Source organism: Actinomadura rubrobrunea NBRC 15275, from assembly GCF_001552235.1.
In the GTDB taxonomy this organism is placed as follows: domain Bacteria; phylum Actinomycetota; class Actinomycetes; order Streptosporangiales; family Streptosporangiaceae; genus Spirillospora; species Spirillospora viridilutea.
The window spans coordinates 43,347-61,952 of sequence record NZ_BCQU01000024.1 but is presented as its reverse complement, the minus strand read 5'-3'; the positions used below and the strand labels follow the sequence as shown (position 1 = coordinate 61,952).

Sequence of the window (18,606 nt, the reverse complement as noted above, 5' to 3'; positions counted from 1 at the left end):
CCCGGCGCCGGAGTGAATGCGCCCATCAGGCGGTTCTGCTCTCGTTGTAGGGGCGCACGAACGCGATGGGCCCGCGAGACTTGTAGTTGGCGTATTCGACACGGGCACCCGTGTGCGGCGCGTGGATCATGATGCCCTTTTCCGGGTCGACGACCAGCCCGACGTGCTCGGGTCCTCTCGGACCGGGCCGGAAGAACACCAGGTCACCAGCCTTCTCCTGCCCTGGGGCAATTCGCCGTCCGTAGTTGACCTGATCATAGGTGACGCGCGGGATCGCGATGCCCGCGGCCCGGTAAGCCATCTGGGTCAGGGAGGAGCAGTCGCAATTCGCGGGGGTGGGGGCGACACGACTCGCGTTGGTACAGGTTCCGCCCCATTGATACCACGTCCCGAGCTGCGCCACGGCGAATGCGATCACTCGTTTGATCATTTCCGGCGTACCCTCGGGCAAAGGCCCCGGGTCCGGCATCGGACCGCCGATTCCGGGACCGTAGGGCAACCCCGTGTAGGGCTGAGGGTCCTCTTTGTCGACCAGCCTGACCTTGAAAAGTTTCGACACCTTGCTGCGGTTTCCGTTCGGCCAGACCTGTACGTTGTTGCAGAGGAGTCGCGCCGGCAGCGGCGAGCCGCCGCCGTCCGGACTTCCCTCGCCCGGCATCCATTCGTACGAGCAGGTCGGGGGGAAGAACTTGGCGATGGCGGTCGCACCTGCCCTGCGACCTATTCCCTTCTTTCCCTCAGTGTCCGTGCAGAGGTTGCGTCCCGCCTTCAAATCATCCCGCTCTTGAGGGGTCAGCTCCCTGTCGTCCTTGAGTTGGCAGTACTTGGTCTGGACGGTCGCCTTGGCCACGTAGCCGAGCATGCTCGTCTGCCGCACCTTGCCAACGAGTTCGGTGTCGTTCTTGACCGCGTATTTTTCGGCAGCGGCTGTGGCGTCCGCGCCGGTGACCCAGTAGCCGATCATGTCCGGCGGAATGCCTTGCAAGGCCAAGTTGACGGCCTCATCCCGTAGCGGGGCCAGTGCGCCGAGCGCCGCAGCGTCCGCACCTTCCTGCGCCCTGGTCCGGAAGTCGTTCAGCTGGGTGATCTTGAAGAACATGGCCGCCCCGAAGGCGAGAGCGATGGACATGCCCGCCAACAGGATCGTTGTTCCCCCGCCTTTGTCGTCGTGGCGACGGGCGCCGACGCCCCGCAACCGCTGAATCATCCGTCTTCCCCGTTGAGCAGGTCCCGCATCAATCGAGAAGGCTCCCCGCCGAGGGTAGGGCGACCGGAAATCCGGAGAACAGGGCCCAGGGACCCAACTGCAGCTAATCCTGCTCCCGGAGCGAATTGGCGATCAGGAGACCGAGAACCGCTCCCAAGAGCACGTCGATCACGTACATCAGGGCTGCCAGGAGCGTGGAGGCCGCGGGTGTCCCGAGCACCACCCCGGCCACGGCACCCGCAATCGGAACGAGCAGGATCGCGCACGACCGGTACATCCCGTCAGGTGCCTCACGGTGATAGATGCCGGCGACCACAGTCCCCAGGAAGCTGGTGAGAATCCACGGAAGGTGCAGTCGGAGCACCTCTCCCAGCTCGTTGACCGGAACGGTGCCTTTGGGCGAAGGCGCCAGATCGGCCGCAACGATCGCGCCGATGGTCCATACCCCCACCGCTGCGCCCCATGAGACGAAAAGGCGCGCCACGGCGGCGGCTCGTCCGACCCTGCGCCCATTCGAGGAGGGCACCCAACCGATGTCCGTCTCAGGACCGCGGGGCGCGCCCCAGCGCACAGTCGACCGTCCTGCGCCCAGCGAGCCGCCTTCCGGACGCTGCCACCCCCGAGGGCGCTGCGTGGACACGGCCGACTCGTCCGCGGTGCTCCCGTCCTCGAAAGGAGCCGTGCGCTTCGGTGGAAGGACGCGGTCTTCTCTCCGCGTATCCGAACCTTGCTGCGTTCCCGGTGACGACTCTGCACCCGGTGAGAACTCCCCGGCCGCTCCGGCGTCCTCGGCACGATTGGACCCACCGACGCTCATGGTGCGACACGGTAGGCTCTTTTCCCTTCTTCGCCCAGGGCCCGTGGGCTTAGGTCGGGGCCCATTTTGGCACGACATTCTCAGGGCGTTTCTGGTGGCGACCACTAGAGATCAGTAAGACCACGACCCGCCGGCAGCCTGGATACGCGAGCGCAGCAGCACAGCGACGCCCAGGCCGCCGAGCGCCCCTTGCGCAGTCCAGGCAATCAGGCCGAGGAAGTCTCCCGCCGACGGCCCGCCGAGGCCGGCGAGCAGGCTGAGCGTGACCATCAGGAGCAGGAAGACGGCATAGCCGACGGCACCGGACAGTGCGGCGGCACCGATCACTAGACGGGCACGGCCGGCGGACACCGTCCGCCAGGCGGCCAGGGCTCCGCCGGCGGCACGCGCCGCCGTCCCCAGGGTCCAGGCGATCACGTTCGAGCCTACGCCCGGCTCGGCCCCCTCCTCGATCAAAATGCCGACAGTGATCGCCAGGATGAGGCTGGCGAGCAATGACCCGATGGCGCCCATCATCACGGATTTGACGCGCATCACGTTCCCTCGGGGGCCGCGACAACGGCGGTGGCGAGCATTCGAGCGACACCGGCCTGATCGAAAGCATTCTGTGCGGCCCCGTACCGAATGGCGTACTGCGGGCCGGCGGTCGTACCGATCACGACATCGACCTGTCGCGCAGGTTCTCCATTCTCCGTGAAGGATGTCTCCAAGAGTCTGGCTTCGACTGCTCCCCGAATTTTCACTTCACGTTCGGCGAATCGGGCGCCCGGAGCCTCGACCGACAGCTTGGCCCGGATCACTCCGACCCGGAAGCGCACAGAACCTACGTCCCTTCCGGACTTGTACACCATCAGCCCAGGAGGCGGCGTCCGCGAAACGGACGCCCGCGCCGTGGCCCCATCCAGCACGAGTTGAAGAGCCACCTCGGAACGGCTCGGGGCGACCCTCCGCATTCGATCAGGCGGGACGAAAGACAGCGTGTCAACGGTCACGGAACCGGCCGCGGGCGATGCCCCAGCGCTCTTCCCTCCACCCCTCGGTGCGCCATCGCAAGCGGATGCGACGATCACCATGACCAGGAGGCCCCTGAGGACGCGCACTGCTCGTCTCCGTTCAGCCACCGCCGCCCTCGCTATCTGCAGTTCGCCAGCGGAACCCATCCGAGATCAGGGTGCCGGCGATCGAAGTAATGACCCGACCGATAACGGGCCCGGGTCGTCTCGTCCGTCCATCCGATGCCGAACCCCTTCTTCTTGATCCCCTTCTCTCCGCTGGCCCCCTCACTCCCCAAAGTGGCGCCGAAGGTATCGTACTCGAACTTCACCTCCTGGCCGTTCTTGTCCATGGCAGTACGGAACTTCACCAGCTGTTCGATGTACTTGGGATCTCCATAGGAGAAACTCCTGGGCACGGCCACCAGGCCGCCAGGGGTCGCGAACAACCCTTCGAAGGCGTCCAAGTTCTCCTTGTTCTCCGGGCCGGAGAGCTCGAGGTTGTAGATGTGACTGTACCTGCGCCCGACGTTGCCATCTCCTTTGACTTCACCGGTCTTGGCGGGATCATTCTGCTTTCCCTGGGGGACTCCGACCTTCACGCCACCTCCACCTTTCACTTCTGTGTCCAGCTGGAACTGCACACGCAGAGGGTTGCCTTCCTTATCGAAGACCACCGTGTATGTGACCGTTCGCCCCTTGGCCCCCTGCAGCTGAACTTTGGCCGCCGCCGGGAGAATATTGCTCAGATCAAGCCCGCCATCGACCTTGAGGTTGTCGTCGAGTGTCCCTTTGTTGGTATAGATGCGCATGCCGCGGTTGGGCCCCTCAGTGAACACGGTCAGGTCCCCCGACAGCGCGCCGTTCAGGCCGGCTTCGCCGCTGGCTTTGCCCTGCACCTTATTGTCTGCGCCCAATGTGCCGCTCCACTTGGCGCTTCCCTTGGCTTCACCTCCCAGCCTGATGATGATCGCATTCGGCGCAAGACCCTGCTCATCTGCGACCTTGGCGGGGTCGCCGCCGGTCAACCACGCCCAACCTTTTCTCACATATTTGTTCAGCGTGGCGAGTCCGTTCTCTACCGCATTTCCGGTAGTACCCGACAGGCCGCTGACGACCCGTTTCCAGTCGGCACCGCGCCGCCCGTTCAAGAAGCGCTCGGCCTGCTCGACGTCATCAAAGTCGTACCGCGAGCCGAGTTCGCCGTTGATTCCAGCGAACACGGAAACATCGAACTTCCCTCGCTGCCTGCGCTTCAAACGCTTATTGATGTCATCGAGGATCGGCACGTCGTCACGATCACCGCTTTCCACTCCGAGACCGGATTTGCCGGTGAGTATCACCGCCGCGGTCTTCTTTCCGGTGACGGGATCCACCTGTTCGATGAGCTGATCCTTGCCGGAGTTCTCTCCACGGATACCGCGATAGGACGCATTGAAGCCCAGCGTTCGATTCTGATCGAAGATGGTGCACTTGGTGAAATTGGGATCTCGCTGACCGATGTGCGGGTTCGTGGAGCTCGGGCAATCACCGCCGAACGCCCGGCAGATGGAAAACCTCACGCTTTCGATGATCGGTCCCGCGAGCACGGCGAACGCACCGCTCACCGCGGCGACGACCGCTATCAGGGCGACATACTCGTAGGTCGACGCCCCTCGTTCCCCTTGGACGCCGCGCACTCGCATCATGGGCAGGGACAGTAGAAGGCACCTGGAGATTGTTTAAGAGCCCCAGGGCCCAAACGGGGACCCAACGTGCTGACCTGCTATCCGATCCGCCAAAGGCAACGCGAATCGAACCAACCCGTAAACTACAGCGGGAATCGCCATCAGCATGAGAAGCAGGATGCCGATGCCGCCCTTTCGACAGCCGGAGACATAAAATTTTTCCGGCCGTGCGGGATCGTACCGGACAGCGACCTCCTCGCCGGCAGAGAGCCTCCCGTGGCGCTCCGGGATGCCTCGGACTGCACGCCCGTCTTGGGCTGTGAACGACAACACCGGCTTCCAATAGATTTCAGGTCGCCCGCTCGAGTCGAGCTTCCTGCGCTCGAGCACCTCAACGACGACCGCCCTGACCTCCGGCCAGTTGCGCGACCGCCAGCGCTCGACAAGGCTCCATATCAACAGAAGCCAACCCACCGTGAGAACTGCGACGACAGCCCATCCCACCAGCTGCACCATCAAGTGTCCCCCACACGCCCCACCGCCCCGAACGCCGTGACAGAGCGTCGATGACAGTCTTGCTCTGCCGCGTGGGAAGTCCAGACTGTCAGTTCGATCACCTTCGAGTTCAGTCGACGTCACCGACGAATTTTTCGTCTACGACGGCAGATTACCGTGGCCCATTCGCCTGCCATTAGCGCCCGCAGACGATCAGATTGGTTGTTTGACCGGACTCCCGAAAATGAGCGGCCACACTCAGCGGGGGCGTCCTCAAAGGTTCACCTCCACGGCTCACGGCAATCGTGAAAGGCCATCGTCTATGGCGCACCGGCATACTTCGCGCTGCTGTAGAGGCTGGCCCGGTGACCAGTGTTCTCGAAGGCGGCGCGCGCACCCCACGCCACGTGCTCGCGCCGCTAGACCACGATCACCCTCTGACTGAAGACAGCCGTGCATCAACTCGCCGAAAGTCCGCCGATGCGCGGAAACTTGGCGATCTCAACACTGAACGTCGAGGCGGCCGGCGGCAGCGGCACGACCGCCCAGAAGTCCCGTGACTGCTGAGGCTTGACCCTTGCGTCCCAGGCGCCGGCCGTCGGGGTCGCCAACGTCGCGTACTCGTTGTTGCCCGGGTAGTCCGTGGGATAGATCACGGGCCAGTACTTGCGCTTGCCGGCGGGATCGACCAGGCCGACGTTGTTCGCGAAGAACTGCACCTGGTTCTTCCAGTCCGAGCCGTAGTTCAGGGAGCTCATGGGGCTCTCGGAGGAGCCTTCGTTGGTGAGGCGGTAGGTGAGCAGCCCGAAGCCGTTCCCCAGCTGCTTCACACCCGTCACCTGGGCCGCCATCGGCGTGCCCTCGATGGTCAGCTTCACCGGTCCGGCCTGGCCCGAACTCGGCGCCGAGGAAGGGGTCTGCTGAGCGGGCTGGGGCCTGCTGAAGGTCACGGTGACCCTGCGATTGCGACGGCGCCCTTCCTCCGAGTCGTTGCTGTACAGAGGCTGCTGTGCTCCATGCCCCCTCGCCTGAAAGGTGACGCCCGAGCGGGTGACCATTCCTTCCAAGGCCTTCTTCACAGTCTCCGCGCGACGCTGCGACAGCGGCTGGTTGATGGCGTCGTTGCCGGTGTTGTCGGTGTGCCCGTCGACCTCCACCGTAGTGTCCGACGACGCGTCGATCTGCTGCGCGATGTCCTTCAGCACGGCGTGAGCTTTAGGAGACAGATCGGCCTTGTTCAGCGCGAACAGCACATCCGCCCGCAGATTCACCTTCACGTTCTGGCCGTCGTCGAACGTCTCATCGGTGTCGTCGAGCGCCTCGGTAGTGGCCACCATCGCATGACTGACCGCCTGGGCGCCCGGTCCCGGAGTGGGAATCGACTGACCAGGCGGAGCGCTGGGAGCCTCGTCGCTGATCGGTACGTTGGGAATCGGCGGCGTGTCCGGAGTGACGACGGTGGCGGTCTTCGCCCCCTGAGCCGGCGCGGGCACGACCGCGAAGAACGTGGCGTGCTCCCCGGCCTCGAGCACATCCCGTCCCGCCGAGCTGTTCCCAGAGGAGCACAGGCATGCGTCGCCCTGCTTGTAGGGAAGGAGCACCCGGCGTGCGGCCGTATCCAGAAGACCGATGCCAGAGGCCTGGTCACCGCCTTCGGTCGCGTCATTCGGTACGGCGATGTCCTGCACCATGTACTCGGTGCCGTAGGGATCGGATCCGGTGTTGGTGTATCGCAGTTGCACGACCACGTGCTGGCCGCCGAAACGATTGAGGCCGACCAAGTCGACCTTCACTTTCGGATCCTTGAAGCTGCGTACCGAGGCGATGGCCTCTCTGGTATCCGCACCTGTCTTGCCTGCGCCGGCGGGAGAGCTGTTCTCCTCGCCATCCGACTTCGAACCGGAGTCGCTGCAGCCCGATGCGAGCGACGCCGCAAGGGCCAGCGTCAGTACCGCCGGACGCACTCGCACGTACGTTCACCCACTCCTCACACCGATCTCCTGGACACCAGGAGCGTACATGGTTTGGAGGGCCTCTGAGAAAGGGTCTACGGACCTAAGCCGAAGAAGCTCCCACTTCACCATCACGCCGGCGGAGGGGCTCCGGGGAGCCCCTCCGCCGCGATTGTCTACTTCAGCTTGTCGAGGAGCGGGTTGAGCTTGTTGGTGATCTTCTCGCCGAGGTTGAACTTGTGCCACACGCCGATCATGCCGGCGATGACGGCGATGAGGGCGGCGTACTCGAAGAAGCTCGCCCCCCTGTCGAAGTCCTTGCGCTTCTCCAGGTAGGTGTCGACGCGGTCCTGCAGGAAGAGCGAGGCGGTCACATACAGGGGAATGAGCAGATTCATGTATGCCTCCCGTATTTGTTCCCCGTCCGTCAAGGGAGAACCTACTGAAGCGCGACGCCATCTCCCAGGGTCCACGAACCCAATTCAGCACCGTCGGTCGATTGGGGCCTGGGGCCCTGCTTGTGGGCCCGAGACTGGGTCCTCGGAGCCCTGTGCGGTTCCCAGCCAGCGCGCGATAGCGGCTCCTCGGGACGTGACCGCGAGCTTGGCATAGATGCGATTGATATGGTTTTTGACGGTTTTCTCCGCCAAGTAGAGGCGTTCGGCGATTTCGCTGTTAGAGCAGCCCTGGCTGATGAGGTCCATGACCTCGCACTCACGCGCGGACAGACCGTACGTGCTCTTGGAGAGCCTTACCTCTTGAGAGACTTCCGGCATGTGCGCAGAGCGCGACTCGGCGTGTTTCCTAGAAGCATCGGCTCGGAACCGGCTCATCGGTGCTGCGAGCGTCTCCACGGGTTGCTGGCGCAGCGTCCCCACCAGGACGCTGGCGACGGCAGGTGAAAGCGGATTGCCGCCGTGCGCCGCATCTCGTACAGCCTTGAGAAGCTCATCCTCCGAGAAGGTGTCGTGGACGAGATAGCCGGCGGCGCCGTTGGCCAACGCGGTCCGGATCACCTCCGGCTCATCGGTGTACGTGAGCATCAGCACGCGAGTGTGCCGGGAGATCACAGTGGCGGCGTCCATTCCGTTGACCAGCGGCATCCGCACGTCGAGGAGCACCAGATCCGGCCGGAGCCGCTCGGCGGCCTCGATGGCGCTCTGCCCGTCGCCGACCTGTCCGACCACCTCGATGCCGTCCGCCTCGAGCATGGCGGTCAGCCCCGTCCTGACCACAGCGTTGTCATCGGCTACCAGTACTCTGAGCGCTGACATTTCACCCCACCTCCGCCAGCGCCTGACCTGATGTTCTGCCGGTCGTTCCGGTGGGCAGCCGCACCAGCACCGTGGTGCCCGCCCCAGGCTCGCTGCTCACCATCAGTCGGCCTCCCACGCGCTCGGCGCGCTCGTGGAGCCCCACAAGCCCGTAGTGGCCCGCACGTGCGAAATGCTCGAGCGTCCCCATGTGGAAGCCCTTGCCGTCATCGCTAATGGTGAGCGTCGCCGTGTCCCCGTCACGGAGCAACCGGACAATGACGCTCGCCGCCTCAGCATGGCGTTCGACATTGGTGAGCACTTCGGAAAGAATCGCGAGAACTTCGTAGCGAACGCGCAGTTCGACATCGATATCGGCATCAACCTCGCACCGCACGGTCACCCCGCTGGTCACTGCCCACCGCTCAACGGCCTCCCGCAACGTCTCGGGAAGCGGACGGGTGACGTTGTCCGTGCGCAGCTCGTCGAGCAAGTTGCGGGCCTCCCGCGAAGCAATCGCCGTGGCCGCGGCGATCCCCTCCGCCTCCGCAGCGGCGCGCTCGGGATCTCTGCGCACCCACTTCGGAAGCGCGGCCGCGGCCATCGCGATTCCCCGCAACGTCTTGGCCAGGGAATCATGCATTTCCCGGGCCAGGCGCGCTCGTTCCTCCACCGCGGCGGCCGTAGCCTCCGCTCGAGCGCGCGCGATTTCCTGACGCACCTGCTCCTCAAAGAGCCTGCGCAGCGCGACACCCGCGTACCCGACAAGAGGATAATAAACGGGATGGCCGAGGACCGTCTGAAACGTGGCCAGGTCGACGCCCTCTCTGTCCATGGTCAGAATGAAGGCGATGTAGTACCCCGCAACCTGCAAGCTCGAGATCACCAACATGCCACGCCAGCCGTAGAGCAGCCCTCCGATTGCAGCGGTCACCACGGTGGCGAGCAGAAACGGTCCTGAACTTCCGCCTATGGCGAGTACGACGAACGACAGCACGAAGTCGGCCAACGCGGCCACGGGATAGCGAAGCAGCCACGGCACGATGACCCGCCATCGCCGCGACGCTTGCCAAGAGGCGATCACGAGGATTGCGACCAGCACGAACTCTTTGATCGAGACGTGGCCGGCGGGAATCAGCCCGAGAGTGATGGCCGCGACCAGCATTCGCACTTGCATCAGCAGACTGAACGCGCCGCCGATCCGCTCGATGATCATGGAGTCATCGGGCGCCGTGCCGTCAGGGAGAGCTGATCCCACCTAGACCACCTCCGTTGGTCCCGATGAACATCGCTCCAGCCATGACCGCCAGGAGGGCGGGCATCACCAAGAACGCAGTCACCGCGGTGACCTGCGGTGAGATGCGCTGGGCCCGCTGCTTGGCCCACTGCGCCGCCTCGCGCCGCATGTCCAATGCGATGTCGTTCAGCGCGCTCGACAGCGGCGCCCCGAGCTCTTCCGCCTGCAGGATCGCGGTGACGAACTGGCCGATCGCCTCCGAGTCATTGCGCTTCCGCAGGTCCTCGAACGCCTGCCGACGGGGCACACCGAGATCCATTTGGCGGAGGGCGATCATGAACTCATCGGCCAGGGGCCCCGGCATGCTCTCGGCCACTCGGCCGAGCGCGTGGCGGAAGCTGAGGCCGGCGGACACCGTGACCGCGAGTACATCGAGGAAATCCGGCATGGTGCGCTGAATCTCATCCTGCCGTTTGCGCATCCTCGCCCTGATCATTCCTTCATGCTGCAGGGCTCCCAGCATGCAGGCGGCGCCGAACAACAGCTCCCCCTGGAGCATCAGGAACCCGCCGACCGCGCCGAAGAGCACGGCGAACCCGGCCGTCTGCCGACAGTAGGATTCGTAGGTCATTCCGTCAGGGCGCCCCGCCGCCTCGATCCGTTTGACGATCCGTGCTCGCTGCGGGGCCAGCAGCTCCTCTACGAGCCTGGCGAAAGGAGCCCCCAGCCGATCGGCGATCCGCACCAGTGGCGACATGTCGCTCTTTTGTCGCTTGGGGACCGGGGGGACAGCCGAGGCGGCGACCTGTTCTCCGGCACGGACAAGATATACGCCCCACACGCCGAGGACGACACACAGTGCGCCGCCCACGCCAAGCAGATATACCGCGATCATGATCTTAGAGGTCCACTCTCGTGAGGCGGCGGATGATGATCACGCTGGCCGCGAAGGCTGCCGCGGCGGCGCCCAGAATGACCTGCCCGACCAAGTTCTCGCTCATTGCTCTGAGCGAACCGGGCATGATCACGTTCAACATGGCCAGACCGCCGACGCCCATGAAACCGACTGCGTAGTTGGTGACGACCACCTCGCCGGTGATCGTCTTGACCTGCCGGTTGATCTCTTTGCGCTCGTCCAGGGTGTCGGCGATCGTCCGCAACGAAGTCACCAGCGATCCGCCGGCCCGACTCGACACGACGAGAGTCGACACCAGGACCGCCAATTCTCGGGACGGCAGCCGCTCTCCCAGATCACGGAGGGCATCTTCAAGAGGCTGCCCCAACTTGAGGGCGTCGGCGGTGCGCCTGAGTTCGCTGCGGGCCGGTTCGTCCAATTCCTCGCTGGCCAGATCCAGGGCGGTGCGCATGGCGAGACCGGCGCTCGTGGCGTTCGACAGCACTCGGGCCAGTTCGGGCAACTGAGCTACGAACTCCTCTCTCCGCCTCTCCTCCTTACGCCGAAGGAAGGCGAGCATGAGGAAGACCACGCCGACAGCCGCGGCGACCCCGAAAACCGGGGCCATCCACTGACCGATGAGCAGAATGGCCGTGATCGCCAGACTTGCCGCCAGCAGAAGGAAGGTGGCGACCTTCATCTGGATTCCGGACGCCGTGATCCGGCGATTGATCGCCCTGCCGAGCTCCGTCCTCCGCAGATGCCGGTCCAGTCGGTGGAGCAGGCTGTTCGCGACGCGCTCGGTGTCGTCCATGGCTCCACGCGCACTGAGAATCCGGCGGTGCTCAACGCCGCGGAGGTACTCATAGAGGCCCCAGGTTCCGACGGCGAGCACCAGCGCGAGAGCGATGAGGACGGCTGGAAGCGGGATGTTCACGATGCCTCCCCGAAAGCGGATGGCGCATCCCCCGTCTGGAATTCGGGAGGTACCTCCAGGCCGGCGGCGTAGAGGCGTTCCGAGATCGTCTCCGGGAGAGGGCGCCGGCGGAACCGCCCCCGCACGCGCCTGTCCGCGGTGAGCGGCTCCTGCTCGAACTGGTAGATCGGCTCGAGCCGGAAATCCTCCTGCCTGCAGGAGGCGACCACGGAGATCTCGCTGATCCGGCGTGATCCGTCGACGCCGCGACTCAGGTGGATCATCACGTCGATGGCCCCGTTGATCTGATCACGGATCGTCTCGAACGGCAGCCGAACCTCGCTCATGCTCGCCAGGGTCTGCAGCCGGTAGATCGCGTCTTCGGAGGAGTTGGCGTGCACGGTCACCATCGACCCCTCATGGCCCGTGTTCATCGCCTGGAGCATGTCCAGGGTCTCGGGGCCGCGGACCTCTCCCACGATGATCCGGTCAGGCCGCATCCGCAGCGAGTTGCGAACCAGGTCTCGAATGGTGATCTGCCCTGCCCCTTCGATGTTCGGGGGCCTTGACTCCAGCGAGATCACATGCTCCTGCTGGAGCCTGAGTTCGGCGGAGTCCTCGATGGTGACGATGCGCTCCCAGTCCGGCACGAATGCCGACAGCGCGTTCAGCATCGTCGTCTTCCCGGTGCCGGTTCCGCCGGAGATCACCAGGTTGAGCCGTGCCTTGACGAAAGCGGCGAGCAGCTTTCCCGCAGCTCGGTCCAGGCTTCCCATCTGGATCAGCTCGTCGATCGTGAACGTCCGCGGGAAGCGCCGTATGGTCAGGACGGGCCCGATCAGCGACAGCGGCGGGATGATGACGTTCACTCGTTCACCGCTGGGCAGGCGCGCGTCCACCATCGGGCTGGATTCGTCCACCCGCCGATTCACCTGGGCGACGATTCGGTCGATGGTCTGGTAGAGCTGGTCTTCGCTGGCGAAGGTGGTCTCGATCCGCTCGACTCTGCCGTCCCGCTCCACGTAGATGTCGTTCGGGCCGTTCACCATGATCTCTGTGACGTTGGGGTCGGCCAGCAGCGGCTCGAGGACCCCCAACCCGAGCGCCTCATCGACGATTCGACGGATCAGGGCAGCGCGTTCCCGGGCTGACAGCACGGGGCCTTCGCGACTGATGATGATGTCGCTGATCTTCTCCAACCGGGCCCGACGCTGGGGAAGATCGAGCGCGGCCAGCTCCTCGAGGTTGACCTCTTCCAGCAGCCGCGCCCGCCACTGTGACACACCGCGTGAGTTGTCGCGCCGTAGAACCGCGCGATCCTGCTCAAGCCGATCCCGAAGTCCCATAGCTCATCCCAGGGGCATTGTGACGGTACGACGCATGGTGAAATCCAATGGAATGCCTTTGAAGAGCACAGGAACCTTCGCCTCTACGCGACAGGAAACACCACCGTCGTTTACAGATGCCGCCACCTTTTTCTCGTTCAACCAGGCGGGCATCGCCTCCATAGCGGCGCGTTCACACTGACTCGGCTCCTGCTGCTGGGAGGCTATCCGCGCACCAGTGCGCGCAGCGTTCTCGACCCGTTCTACGGTGAGACCGGCCATCATGAATTCCAGGCAGAACAGAATCACAAAGAGCACCCCCGGCAGAACGCCGGCGAACTCCACACTGACTCCGCCGTGGTCTCCTGCCCGGTGGACGTGATTCTTGCGGCCACGGCCCACAAGTGCGGCGATCACGGCGTCCCCTCGTCTACAATCCTGGCTTGCGCCTGCATTTTGAATGGAACATGCACGTTGGGCAGGACTGCCGGCGCGTCGAGGCTGACCCGCGCGTATCCTTCCGTGACACTGATGTGCAAATGCTTATCGGGCTCCCATCCGCCCGGTATTCGCTTCTCCGCACGCCGTCGAACTTCGGCCCGCGCCTCAGGGGTGTCGTAACCGAGCACGGCAACCGCACGCGCCGCCTCGTTGGCGGCGTGCCCGACGAACATCGAAGTAAGACCGAGCAGGGCGACTTGCCAGCACATCAGCAGAAGAAACAAGATCATCGGAAAGATGCCGGCGAACTCCGTCAGCGCGGCACCTTTGTCCCTGTCGTTCTTTCCACGACCTCCCCTCCGGCCGGGCACAGAGGAGCCGAGCCCTTCGGGGACGATGCCCGTCTCGACGGCGAGCTGACCGATCGCCTTGCGGAACGCGGCGTTGTCCACGGCTTTTGGCGAGCCGGTGTTCGCCGCCTCCTCCAGACTGCGAAAGACCGCGGGCACCACAGTCTTCAGCATGGGCAGCCCCAATACTTTCCGAGCGAAGTCGGGCTGAATCTCGCTCTTGCGGTCGTGTCGGACCAGCACCACCGAAATATCGTCCGGTTTGCGCAAGCCCAGTCGGTCCCACATTGCGGCGTGCCGCTTCACCGCACGCAACGCAGGCAGGTCGGGAGTGGCGGTGACGAGGACCCTGTCGGCGAGTTCTACCGCCATCGCGCTCCCATCGGTGACGAAGGCGCCGCAGTCGACGACGACAACGTCGTATCGAGAACGCAGTGCGGCCAAGATCCGCCGCGCCGCCTTCGCGGTGATCTCGTCTGCCCGCTCGCTCTCGGCAGGGGCGAGCAGCACGTGAAGGCCGTCCGGATGCACGTACAGCGCCTCAGCCAGGATCGAGCCGTCGAGTTCGTCGGCGGCGTCGATGAGGTCAGCGATGCTCCTTCGATGTGTGACGTCGAGAAAGCTCGGGATATCCCCTTTCTGCAGGTCCATGTCCACGAGACAGACGGTTTGCCCGACAGTGACTGCGGCGCTGGCCAGATGAATGGCCAGTGTGGTGGTTCCAGTCCCGCCCTTGGCTCCGGCGATCGCCACCAGCTGACCGCCGCGATCCGGGAACGCGGGATTCTGTCCAGGCTCAAAGTGCCGCTTCATGCTGCGCGCCCACTCGGCCGCCGCCTCGATCCGGCTTTGCAGTTCGGCCAGAGTCGGGTCACGCGGAACCACGGCACGGGCTCCGGCGACCATCGCCTGGCTGATGAACTCCGCCGACGCGTTCGCCACGATGAGGACGAGGCCGAGCTGTGGATGGCGGAGGGTGATCTCCCTGACGAGGTCGAGCGCGGGCAGTCCCCCGATCTCCTGGTCGATGAGGACGACATCGAGACCCGGAGTGCTGTTGATCGCCCCCAGGACGTCAGCAGAGGTCCGCTCGACGTCGACGAGTTCCACGTCGGTGAGCTCGCCCAGCTGAGTGCGCAGGCCGGCGACCGTTCCGACGTCGCTCGCTCCCAAGAGGATGCGGATGCTCACACGATCTCCTATCTGGACGGCGTGGCCTGGCACACCGGCTCGAGCTTGGGAGTGGTCGGCTCTCCTCCAGCACCGATGAGGGCCAGTCGCACCTTGCTCGCGAAGCTCTCGGCGTGCGTGAGCTTGAGACTGTCGGCTGCAGACAGCGCGAAGGTGATCGGAACCACCTGGTCCACTTCGTTAGGAGCGTCGCCCCGCTGGGTCCGCAACTGACCGACCGAGATCACCTGGGCTCTGCTGATGACTCGCACCGCGCAGTTCTTCTGCTGGTTCTGCTGCTGCTCTTGGAAGGTCCCATAGATGTCGACGAACATTCCGGCGCGAACCTTGCCCGCGACGCCGGTCTCGGCATTGATGAGGATGGCTACTTCACGCTGGCCCGGCCGCAGCACCGGCGCATCGATGACCATTCCCTGCTGGATGTAGGTGTCCGCCGCGATGTCCGCGGCCGCGACTTTGCCGTTCAGCTGCGCGGGATCGCTTATCATCGACTTCGATGCCCATTTCACGGGAATCTCCATTTTTCGCAGCATCGCAGGCGAGATGGGCTGGTAGGCCTTCACAGGTCTGGTGAGCTGCAGCACTTGGGTCATCTGACCCACCTCGGCGCGGACCGAGCCGACATATCCCACCACACTGATGAAGACGAAAACCGCACCGAGAGCGGCCAAGATCATCAACAATACTCCGCGTCGCTGCCGGGGGTTCATGTGACTCCGATCTGGGGCGAGAAACTCGAATGACGGCTAGGGTTTCGGCACCCGCCGGAACACGACCGTTTGCGTCCTCCCCGGCCACTCGACTCTGTTCGGACCGGGGATGCCGTCTGGCATGCCCGCGTTGTTGTCGGCGGCAGGCGGCGCCGATGGTTCCGGCTCTCTCTGCTCCTTCACCCGGGCGAACGGCACGTCATCCCGCGTAGAGCGGAGCCCATTGCCGACGGAGGGAGTACGTGCTGGGACGTCACCGACGGGTGGGCGCTTCGGAAGCGTCTTCTCCGTTCCACTGATCGAGGCGCGCGTCTGCTCCGCAAGGTCTGAAGACTGCGCCGTCCCCGAGTGTCGCGGCGATGGCACCCCTCGAGTCGAGTCCGACCGCTGGCGCCCATCCTGAGCAGGCCAGTAAGTCCGAGGCCGCTGCTCCTGTCGTTGCTGCGCCGGTTGGCCGAGTGGCTGAGGCGAGGCCGCCGACCGCCGAGGCGGTTGGAATTGCTGCGTGGAACCGTTGTGCGGTTGTCGATCCGCAGCGGCGAAATGCAGGGGAGAAGAAGCGGACACTGTTTGCCCGTACCCTGTCGCCATAGGCGACTGTTGCGGCGCATGTCGAACTTGCTGCCCAGGCTGAACCATGGAGCAGAAGGGGCACTTCGCAAGCGCTGTCGGCTCCTCACACCACCCGCATGGGCGGCAGACGGTCAGCCGCAACAGCCCCTGAAACGCCTGTGGGTGACCGCTGAAAGCAACGAACTCAACATATTTCTTGGTGCCCCAGAACTTCGGACTAAGCGGCTGGGCAGCGCTTTCAATGATTGATGCGACGCCCATCGCGGGCACCAGCCGCTGCCGAACCCAATCCAGGTCGCCATTCCCGTTGGCGACCAGCAGCAGCACCGGATCCACGGGACGACGGGTGATCGTCGGAACCGGCTCCGATGAGCTGATCCGGTGGACCTCCGCAGCGGGCGCCGCGGTCACCGAGAAGCCACTGCCAGGCAAGTAGGAGGAGAGGTGCGCCCCCAGCCCGATGGCGATGTGGTCCAGATTGGCGACACTGTTCACCCAGGCACCCGCGAACACCTCACCCGCCAACCGAGGAGCCATGCTCGCAAGCACCCCTGGTCTGACGTACTGGGAGACGAACGCGAGTTGGTCTGCCACAAGAGAGAGCGCCAGCGGAGGGAGATCCAGGGGCATGCCGGCGATGCGATCGGTGAGCAAGACGCCCCGGGCCAGGCTGATCACCCTCCGTGCCGCCTCGGCCTCCCAGGAGGGGTACACGACGAGGACCGCTCCATGCCCCCGTAGCGCATGGGCCATCCGATCGATGAGCCACGGGAGGCCCTCTGAAGCCGCGTGCACGTCAAGCCGTTGGGCTGCCGCAGCCCCGAGGAGCCCCGTGCTAGGCAGGTCACCGAGCAGCATCACGGCAGTCACACGCGCTCCGGATGGTTCGTCAGCCTTCTCATGACGGCCCGCCCCGTTCCCGTCCGGGCACAGCCGCGCCCCCGTACCCCGCTTACTTGTATTTCAAGCGGGATGACAATAGCTGTCACAACTGTCACCCCTCAAGGTTCTTTCCTCCACGGAGCCTTCAGAGGCCGAATCGGACCCTGCAGGATCTGACGCGAACCCCTCCGCCTCGGTTCAGGGGCCTAGCGATCTTCATATCTCTCCCCGCCACCCTCCTATTACCGGCATGAACAGGCACGATGCGGGGCGCTTGCACGTGGGCCGCCTCAGCGGAGCCGCCTTCCGCCCTCTTCATCACTTCGACGAAATGCCTGGTCACAGCGACCTGGGCGCGTCAGGAACGGCTGTCCGGCCACGGCAGCGACCAGGACAGGGCTCTACGCAAGTGTCCACATTCGGCCATTCGTAGAAACTTCAAAATCCTTGGACGTCGCCAACATGCCATATTTTGTGACAGAGAGTAACGAATGCTGTCGAGCGACTCGAGACCACGACAGGGGCGCGATCGTCTCCACAGACGATCCGGCGTCCGAGTCGGCACGCCCCAAAGGAGGATTGCGGACCGGACAATCTTCACAAACATCGCGTTCGACGCCGGCCGACATGTGGGCCGACATGTGGATCGACGGCGCTGTTCGATAGCTGCGCCGCATTGTGAGCCATCGCTCGTGAACGGGATGAGGCAGCTCGAAGTGCGCACACCCATCACTGAGCACTTGAGGTGGGCGTTCGCCCAGTTCTCTGGTCGACCCCCTGGCCCGAAGCGCGCAACGGCATCCCTGGCCGCTTCAGATCAGCCCCAGTGAGTCGACCTGCAGTAGGAGTCGAGTGAACGACGGCTGACGGGTCAGGCGAGGGCGAAGGACGAGGCGATCTGGTCGGCTTCGGGGGGCATGGCGCCCTGGCGGGCTTCGATGTCGACGAAGCAGAAGCGGTCGGCCGACAGCGAGACGCGGACCGTGAGGCCGCTGATGGGGCCTGACTTCTTCGTCGACTCGTAGGTGGCCTTGAAGGCGGGTTTGCCGCTGACGGTCGTGTCGGTGATGCGGGAACCGGGTTCCAGAGCCTGCTGCTTGCGCTTGAGCTGCTCGAGGGACGCGCCCACCGCGCCGCCCCGGTCGCAGCCGGCCGACAGGTGGGGGGCGTAGCCGGAGGTCGCCGCGCCCGGCAACCGGTGCCGGTCTCGCAAGCCAGCTTGAACTGCGACTCCTCCGCTCCATGAAGGGAGCGGCTTCTCGCTGAGCCGCTGGTGCGGCGTCGCGAAGGGCAAGCCCTGCCCTCAGGCTGTTGATCGCGGCATCCACGTCGGCGTGCGCGGCATGCCCGCACGCCGTACACGCGAATGCGGATTGGCTCACGCGGTTCTCCTTCGCGACGTGGCCGCAGCGGGCGCACATGCGAGAGGTGTTGCGGGGCTCAACCGCGACCAGCTCGCGACCGGCGCTCTCAGCCTTGTCCGCAAGCACTCGCAGGAACACCCCCAACCCGCGTCCAGGATGCTCCGGTTCAATCCCGACTTGGCGGCGACGCCCCAGCCGGGCTGCTCGACCGTGCCGGACGCCGAGCGGGTCATGTTCGCAATCCGCAGGTCCTCGTGCACGATCACGTCATACGCGCGGACCAGCGCGAACGCGGTCTTGTGCGCATGGTCGAGGCGCTGGCGGCGGATCTCGGCGTGC

The 18,606-nt window shown here is 64.8% G+C and carries 17 protein-coding genes and 2 pseudogenes; all 19 read right to left on the bottom strand.

The features are described from left to right. Positions 1-25: 25 nt before the first annotated feature. Positions 26-1,207, bottom strand: a complete 1,182-nt coding sequence (locus AR3_RS10170; RefSeq protein ID WP_067912079.1) for a C40 family peptidase — start codon at positions 1,205-1,207, stop codon at positions 26-28. 103 nt (positions 1,208-1,310) lie between these two features. Further along, positions 1,311-1,658: a hypothetical protein gene (locus AR3_RS10165; protein ID WP_146150176.1), complete on the bottom strand. Its 348-nt coding sequence runs from the start codon at positions 1,656-1,658 to the stop codon at positions 1,311-1,313. 477 nt (positions 1,659-2,135) lie between these two features. Further along, positions 2,136-2,558, bottom strand: coding sequence for a hypothetical protein (locus tag AR3_RS10160; RefSeq protein ID WP_067912073.1), 423 nt, complete (start codon positions 2,556-2,558; stop codon positions 2,136-2,138). Next, positions 2,558-2,875 carry a hypothetical protein gene (locus AR3_RS30415; protein WP_146150175.1) on the bottom strand — a complete coding sequence of 106 codons (318 nt, stop codon included), beginning with the start codon at positions 2,873-2,875 and terminating at the stop codon, positions 2,558-2,560. The genes AR3_RS10160 and AR3_RS30415 overlap by 1 nt, the downstream gene beginning before the upstream one ends. Before the next feature lie 281 nt (positions 2,876-3,156). Continuing rightward, a complete protein-coding gene (locus AR3_RS10155; protein ID WP_106258181.1) occupies positions 3,157-4,704 on the bottom strand; it encodes a hypothetical protein in 1,548 nt (515 codons plus the stop codon). Between the two features lie 33 nt (positions 4,705-4,737). Continuing rightward, positions 4,738-5,199, bottom strand: coding sequence for a DUF3592 domain-containing protein (locus AR3_RS32895; RefSeq protein ID WP_067912066.1), 462 nt, complete (start codon positions 5,197-5,199; stop codon positions 4,738-4,740). Between the two features lie 437 nt (positions 5,200-5,636). After that, positions 5,637-7,142, bottom strand: a complete 1,506-nt coding sequence (locus AR3_RS10145) for an OmpA family protein (RefSeq protein WP_157406640.1) — start codon at positions 7,140-7,142, stop codon at positions 5,637-5,639. 164 nt (positions 7,143-7,306) lie between these two features. Then, on the bottom strand, positions 7,307-7,528 hold the full coding sequence (locus AR3_RS10140; protein WP_067912060.1) for a hypothetical protein: 222 nt from the start codon (positions 7,526-7,528) through the stop codon (positions 7,307-7,309). 84 nt (positions 7,529-7,612) lie between these two features. Further along, entirely contained in the window at positions 7,613-8,404 is a 792-nt protein-coding gene (locus AR3_RS10135) for a response regulator (RefSeq protein WP_067912058.1), read from the bottom strand. A 1-nt stretch (position 8,405) separates the two neighbouring features. Continuing rightward, positions 8,406-9,599: a sensor histidine kinase gene (locus AR3_RS10130; protein WP_067912054.1), complete on the bottom strand. Its 1,194-nt coding sequence runs from the start codon at positions 9,597-9,599 to the stop codon at positions 8,406-8,408. A gap of 22 nt (positions 9,600-9,621) precedes the next feature. After that, a complete protein-coding gene (locus tag AR3_RS10125) occupies positions 9,622-10,515 on the bottom strand; it encodes a type II secretion system F family protein (protein ID WP_083951239.1) in 894 nt (297 codons plus the stop codon). A gap of 4 nt (positions 10,516-10,519) precedes the next feature. Continuing rightward, positions 10,520-11,452 carry a type II secretion system F family protein gene (locus AR3_RS10120; protein ID WP_227022957.1) on the bottom strand — a complete coding sequence of 311 codons (933 nt, stop codon included), beginning with the start codon at positions 11,450-11,452 and terminating at the stop codon, positions 10,520-10,522. After that, positions 11,449-12,777 (bottom strand): TadA family conjugal transfer-associated ATPase, encoded by a 1,329-nt coding sequence (locus AR3_RS10115; RefSeq protein WP_067912048.1) that lies wholly within the window; start codon positions 12,775-12,777, stop codon positions 11,449-11,451. Before AR3_RS10115 ends, AR3_RS10120 begins: the two co-directional genes overlap by 4 nt. A 3-nt stretch (positions 12,778-12,780) precedes the next feature. After that, entirely contained in the window at positions 12,781-13,173 is a 393-nt protein-coding gene (locus tag AR3_RS10110) for a TadE/TadG family type IV pilus assembly protein (RefSeq protein ID WP_169803810.1), read from the bottom strand. Continuing rightward, complete coding sequence (locus tag AR3_RS10105) at positions 13,170-14,738, bottom strand: CpaE/TadZ family protein (protein WP_067912041.1); 1,569 nt, start codon at positions 14,736-14,738, stop codon at positions 13,170-13,172. The genes AR3_RS10110 and AR3_RS10105 overlap by 4 nt, the downstream gene beginning before the upstream one ends. Before the next feature lie 8 nt (positions 14,739-14,746). Then, positions 14,747-15,415: a Flp pilus assembly protein CpaB gene (gene cpaB / locus AR3_RS10100; protein ID WP_169803809.1), complete on the bottom strand. Its 669-nt coding sequence runs from the start codon at positions 15,413-15,415 to the stop codon at positions 14,747-14,749. Between the two features lie 2,359 nt (positions 15,416-17,774). Then, positions 17,775-18,116 carry a hypothetical protein gene (locus AR3_RS30410; RefSeq protein ID WP_146150173.1) on the bottom strand — a complete coding sequence of 114 codons (342 nt, stop codon included), beginning with the start codon at positions 18,114-18,116 and terminating at the stop codon, positions 17,775-17,777. Between the two features lie 157 nt (positions 18,117-18,273). Next, positions 18,274-18,393 (bottom strand): annotated as a pseudogene (locus tag AR3_RS32100) (zinc ribbon domain-containing protein); the annotation flags it as partial. 155 nt (positions 18,394-18,548) lie between these two features. Beyond that, positions 18,549-18,596, bottom strand: a pseudogene (locus tag AR3_RS32890) (hypothetical protein); the annotation flags it as partial. Between the last annotated feature and the right edge of the window lie 10 nt (positions 18,597-18,606).

Bases quoted from the DNA above. Each gene is read 5' to 3' on its own strand.
- AR3_RS10160 (WP_067912073.1), bottom strand. From the start codon at position 2,558: ATGCGCGTCAAATCCGTGATGATGGGCGCCATCGGGTCATTGCTCGCC.
- AR3_RS10130 (WP_067912054.1), bottom strand. From the start codon at position 9,599: ATGATCATCGAGCGGATCGGCGGCGCGTTCAGTCTGCTGATGCAAGTG.
- AR3_RS10155 (WP_106258181.1), bottom strand. From the start codon at position 4,704: ATGATGCGAGTGCGCGGCGTCCAAGGGGAACGAGGGGCGTCGACCTAC.
- AR3_RS10170 (WP_067912079.1), bottom strand. From the start codon at position 1,207: ATGATTCAGCGGTTGCGGGGCGTCGGCGCCCGTCGCCACGACGACAAA.
- AR3_RS10140 (WP_067912060.1), bottom strand. From the start codon at position 7,528: ATGAATCTGCTCATTCCCCTGTATGTGACCGCCTCGCTCTTCCTGCAG.
- AR3_RS32895 (WP_067912066.1), bottom strand. From the start codon at position 5,199: ATGGTGCAGCTGGTGGGATGGGCTGTCGTCGCAGTTCTCACGGTGGGT.
- AR3_RS10135 (WP_067912058.1), bottom strand. From the start codon at position 8,404: ATGTCAGCGCTCAGAGTACTGGTAGCCGATGACAACGCTGTGGTCAGG.
- AR3_RS10125 (WP_083951239.1), bottom strand. From the start codon at position 10,515: ATGATCGCGGTATATCTGCTTGGCGTGGGCGGCGCACTGTGTGTCGTC.
- cpaB (WP_169803809.1), bottom strand. From the start codon at position 15,415: ATGATCTTGGCCGCTCTCGGTGCGGTTTTCGTCTTCATCAGTGTGGTG.
- AR3_RS30415 (WP_146150175.1), bottom strand. From the start codon at position 2,875: ATGGTGTACAAGTCCGGAAGGGACGTAGGTTCTGTGCGCTTCCGGGTC.
- AR3_RS10115 (WP_067912048.1), bottom strand. From the start codon at position 12,777: ATGGGACTTCGGGATCGGCTTGAGCAGGATCGCGCGGTTCTACGGCGC.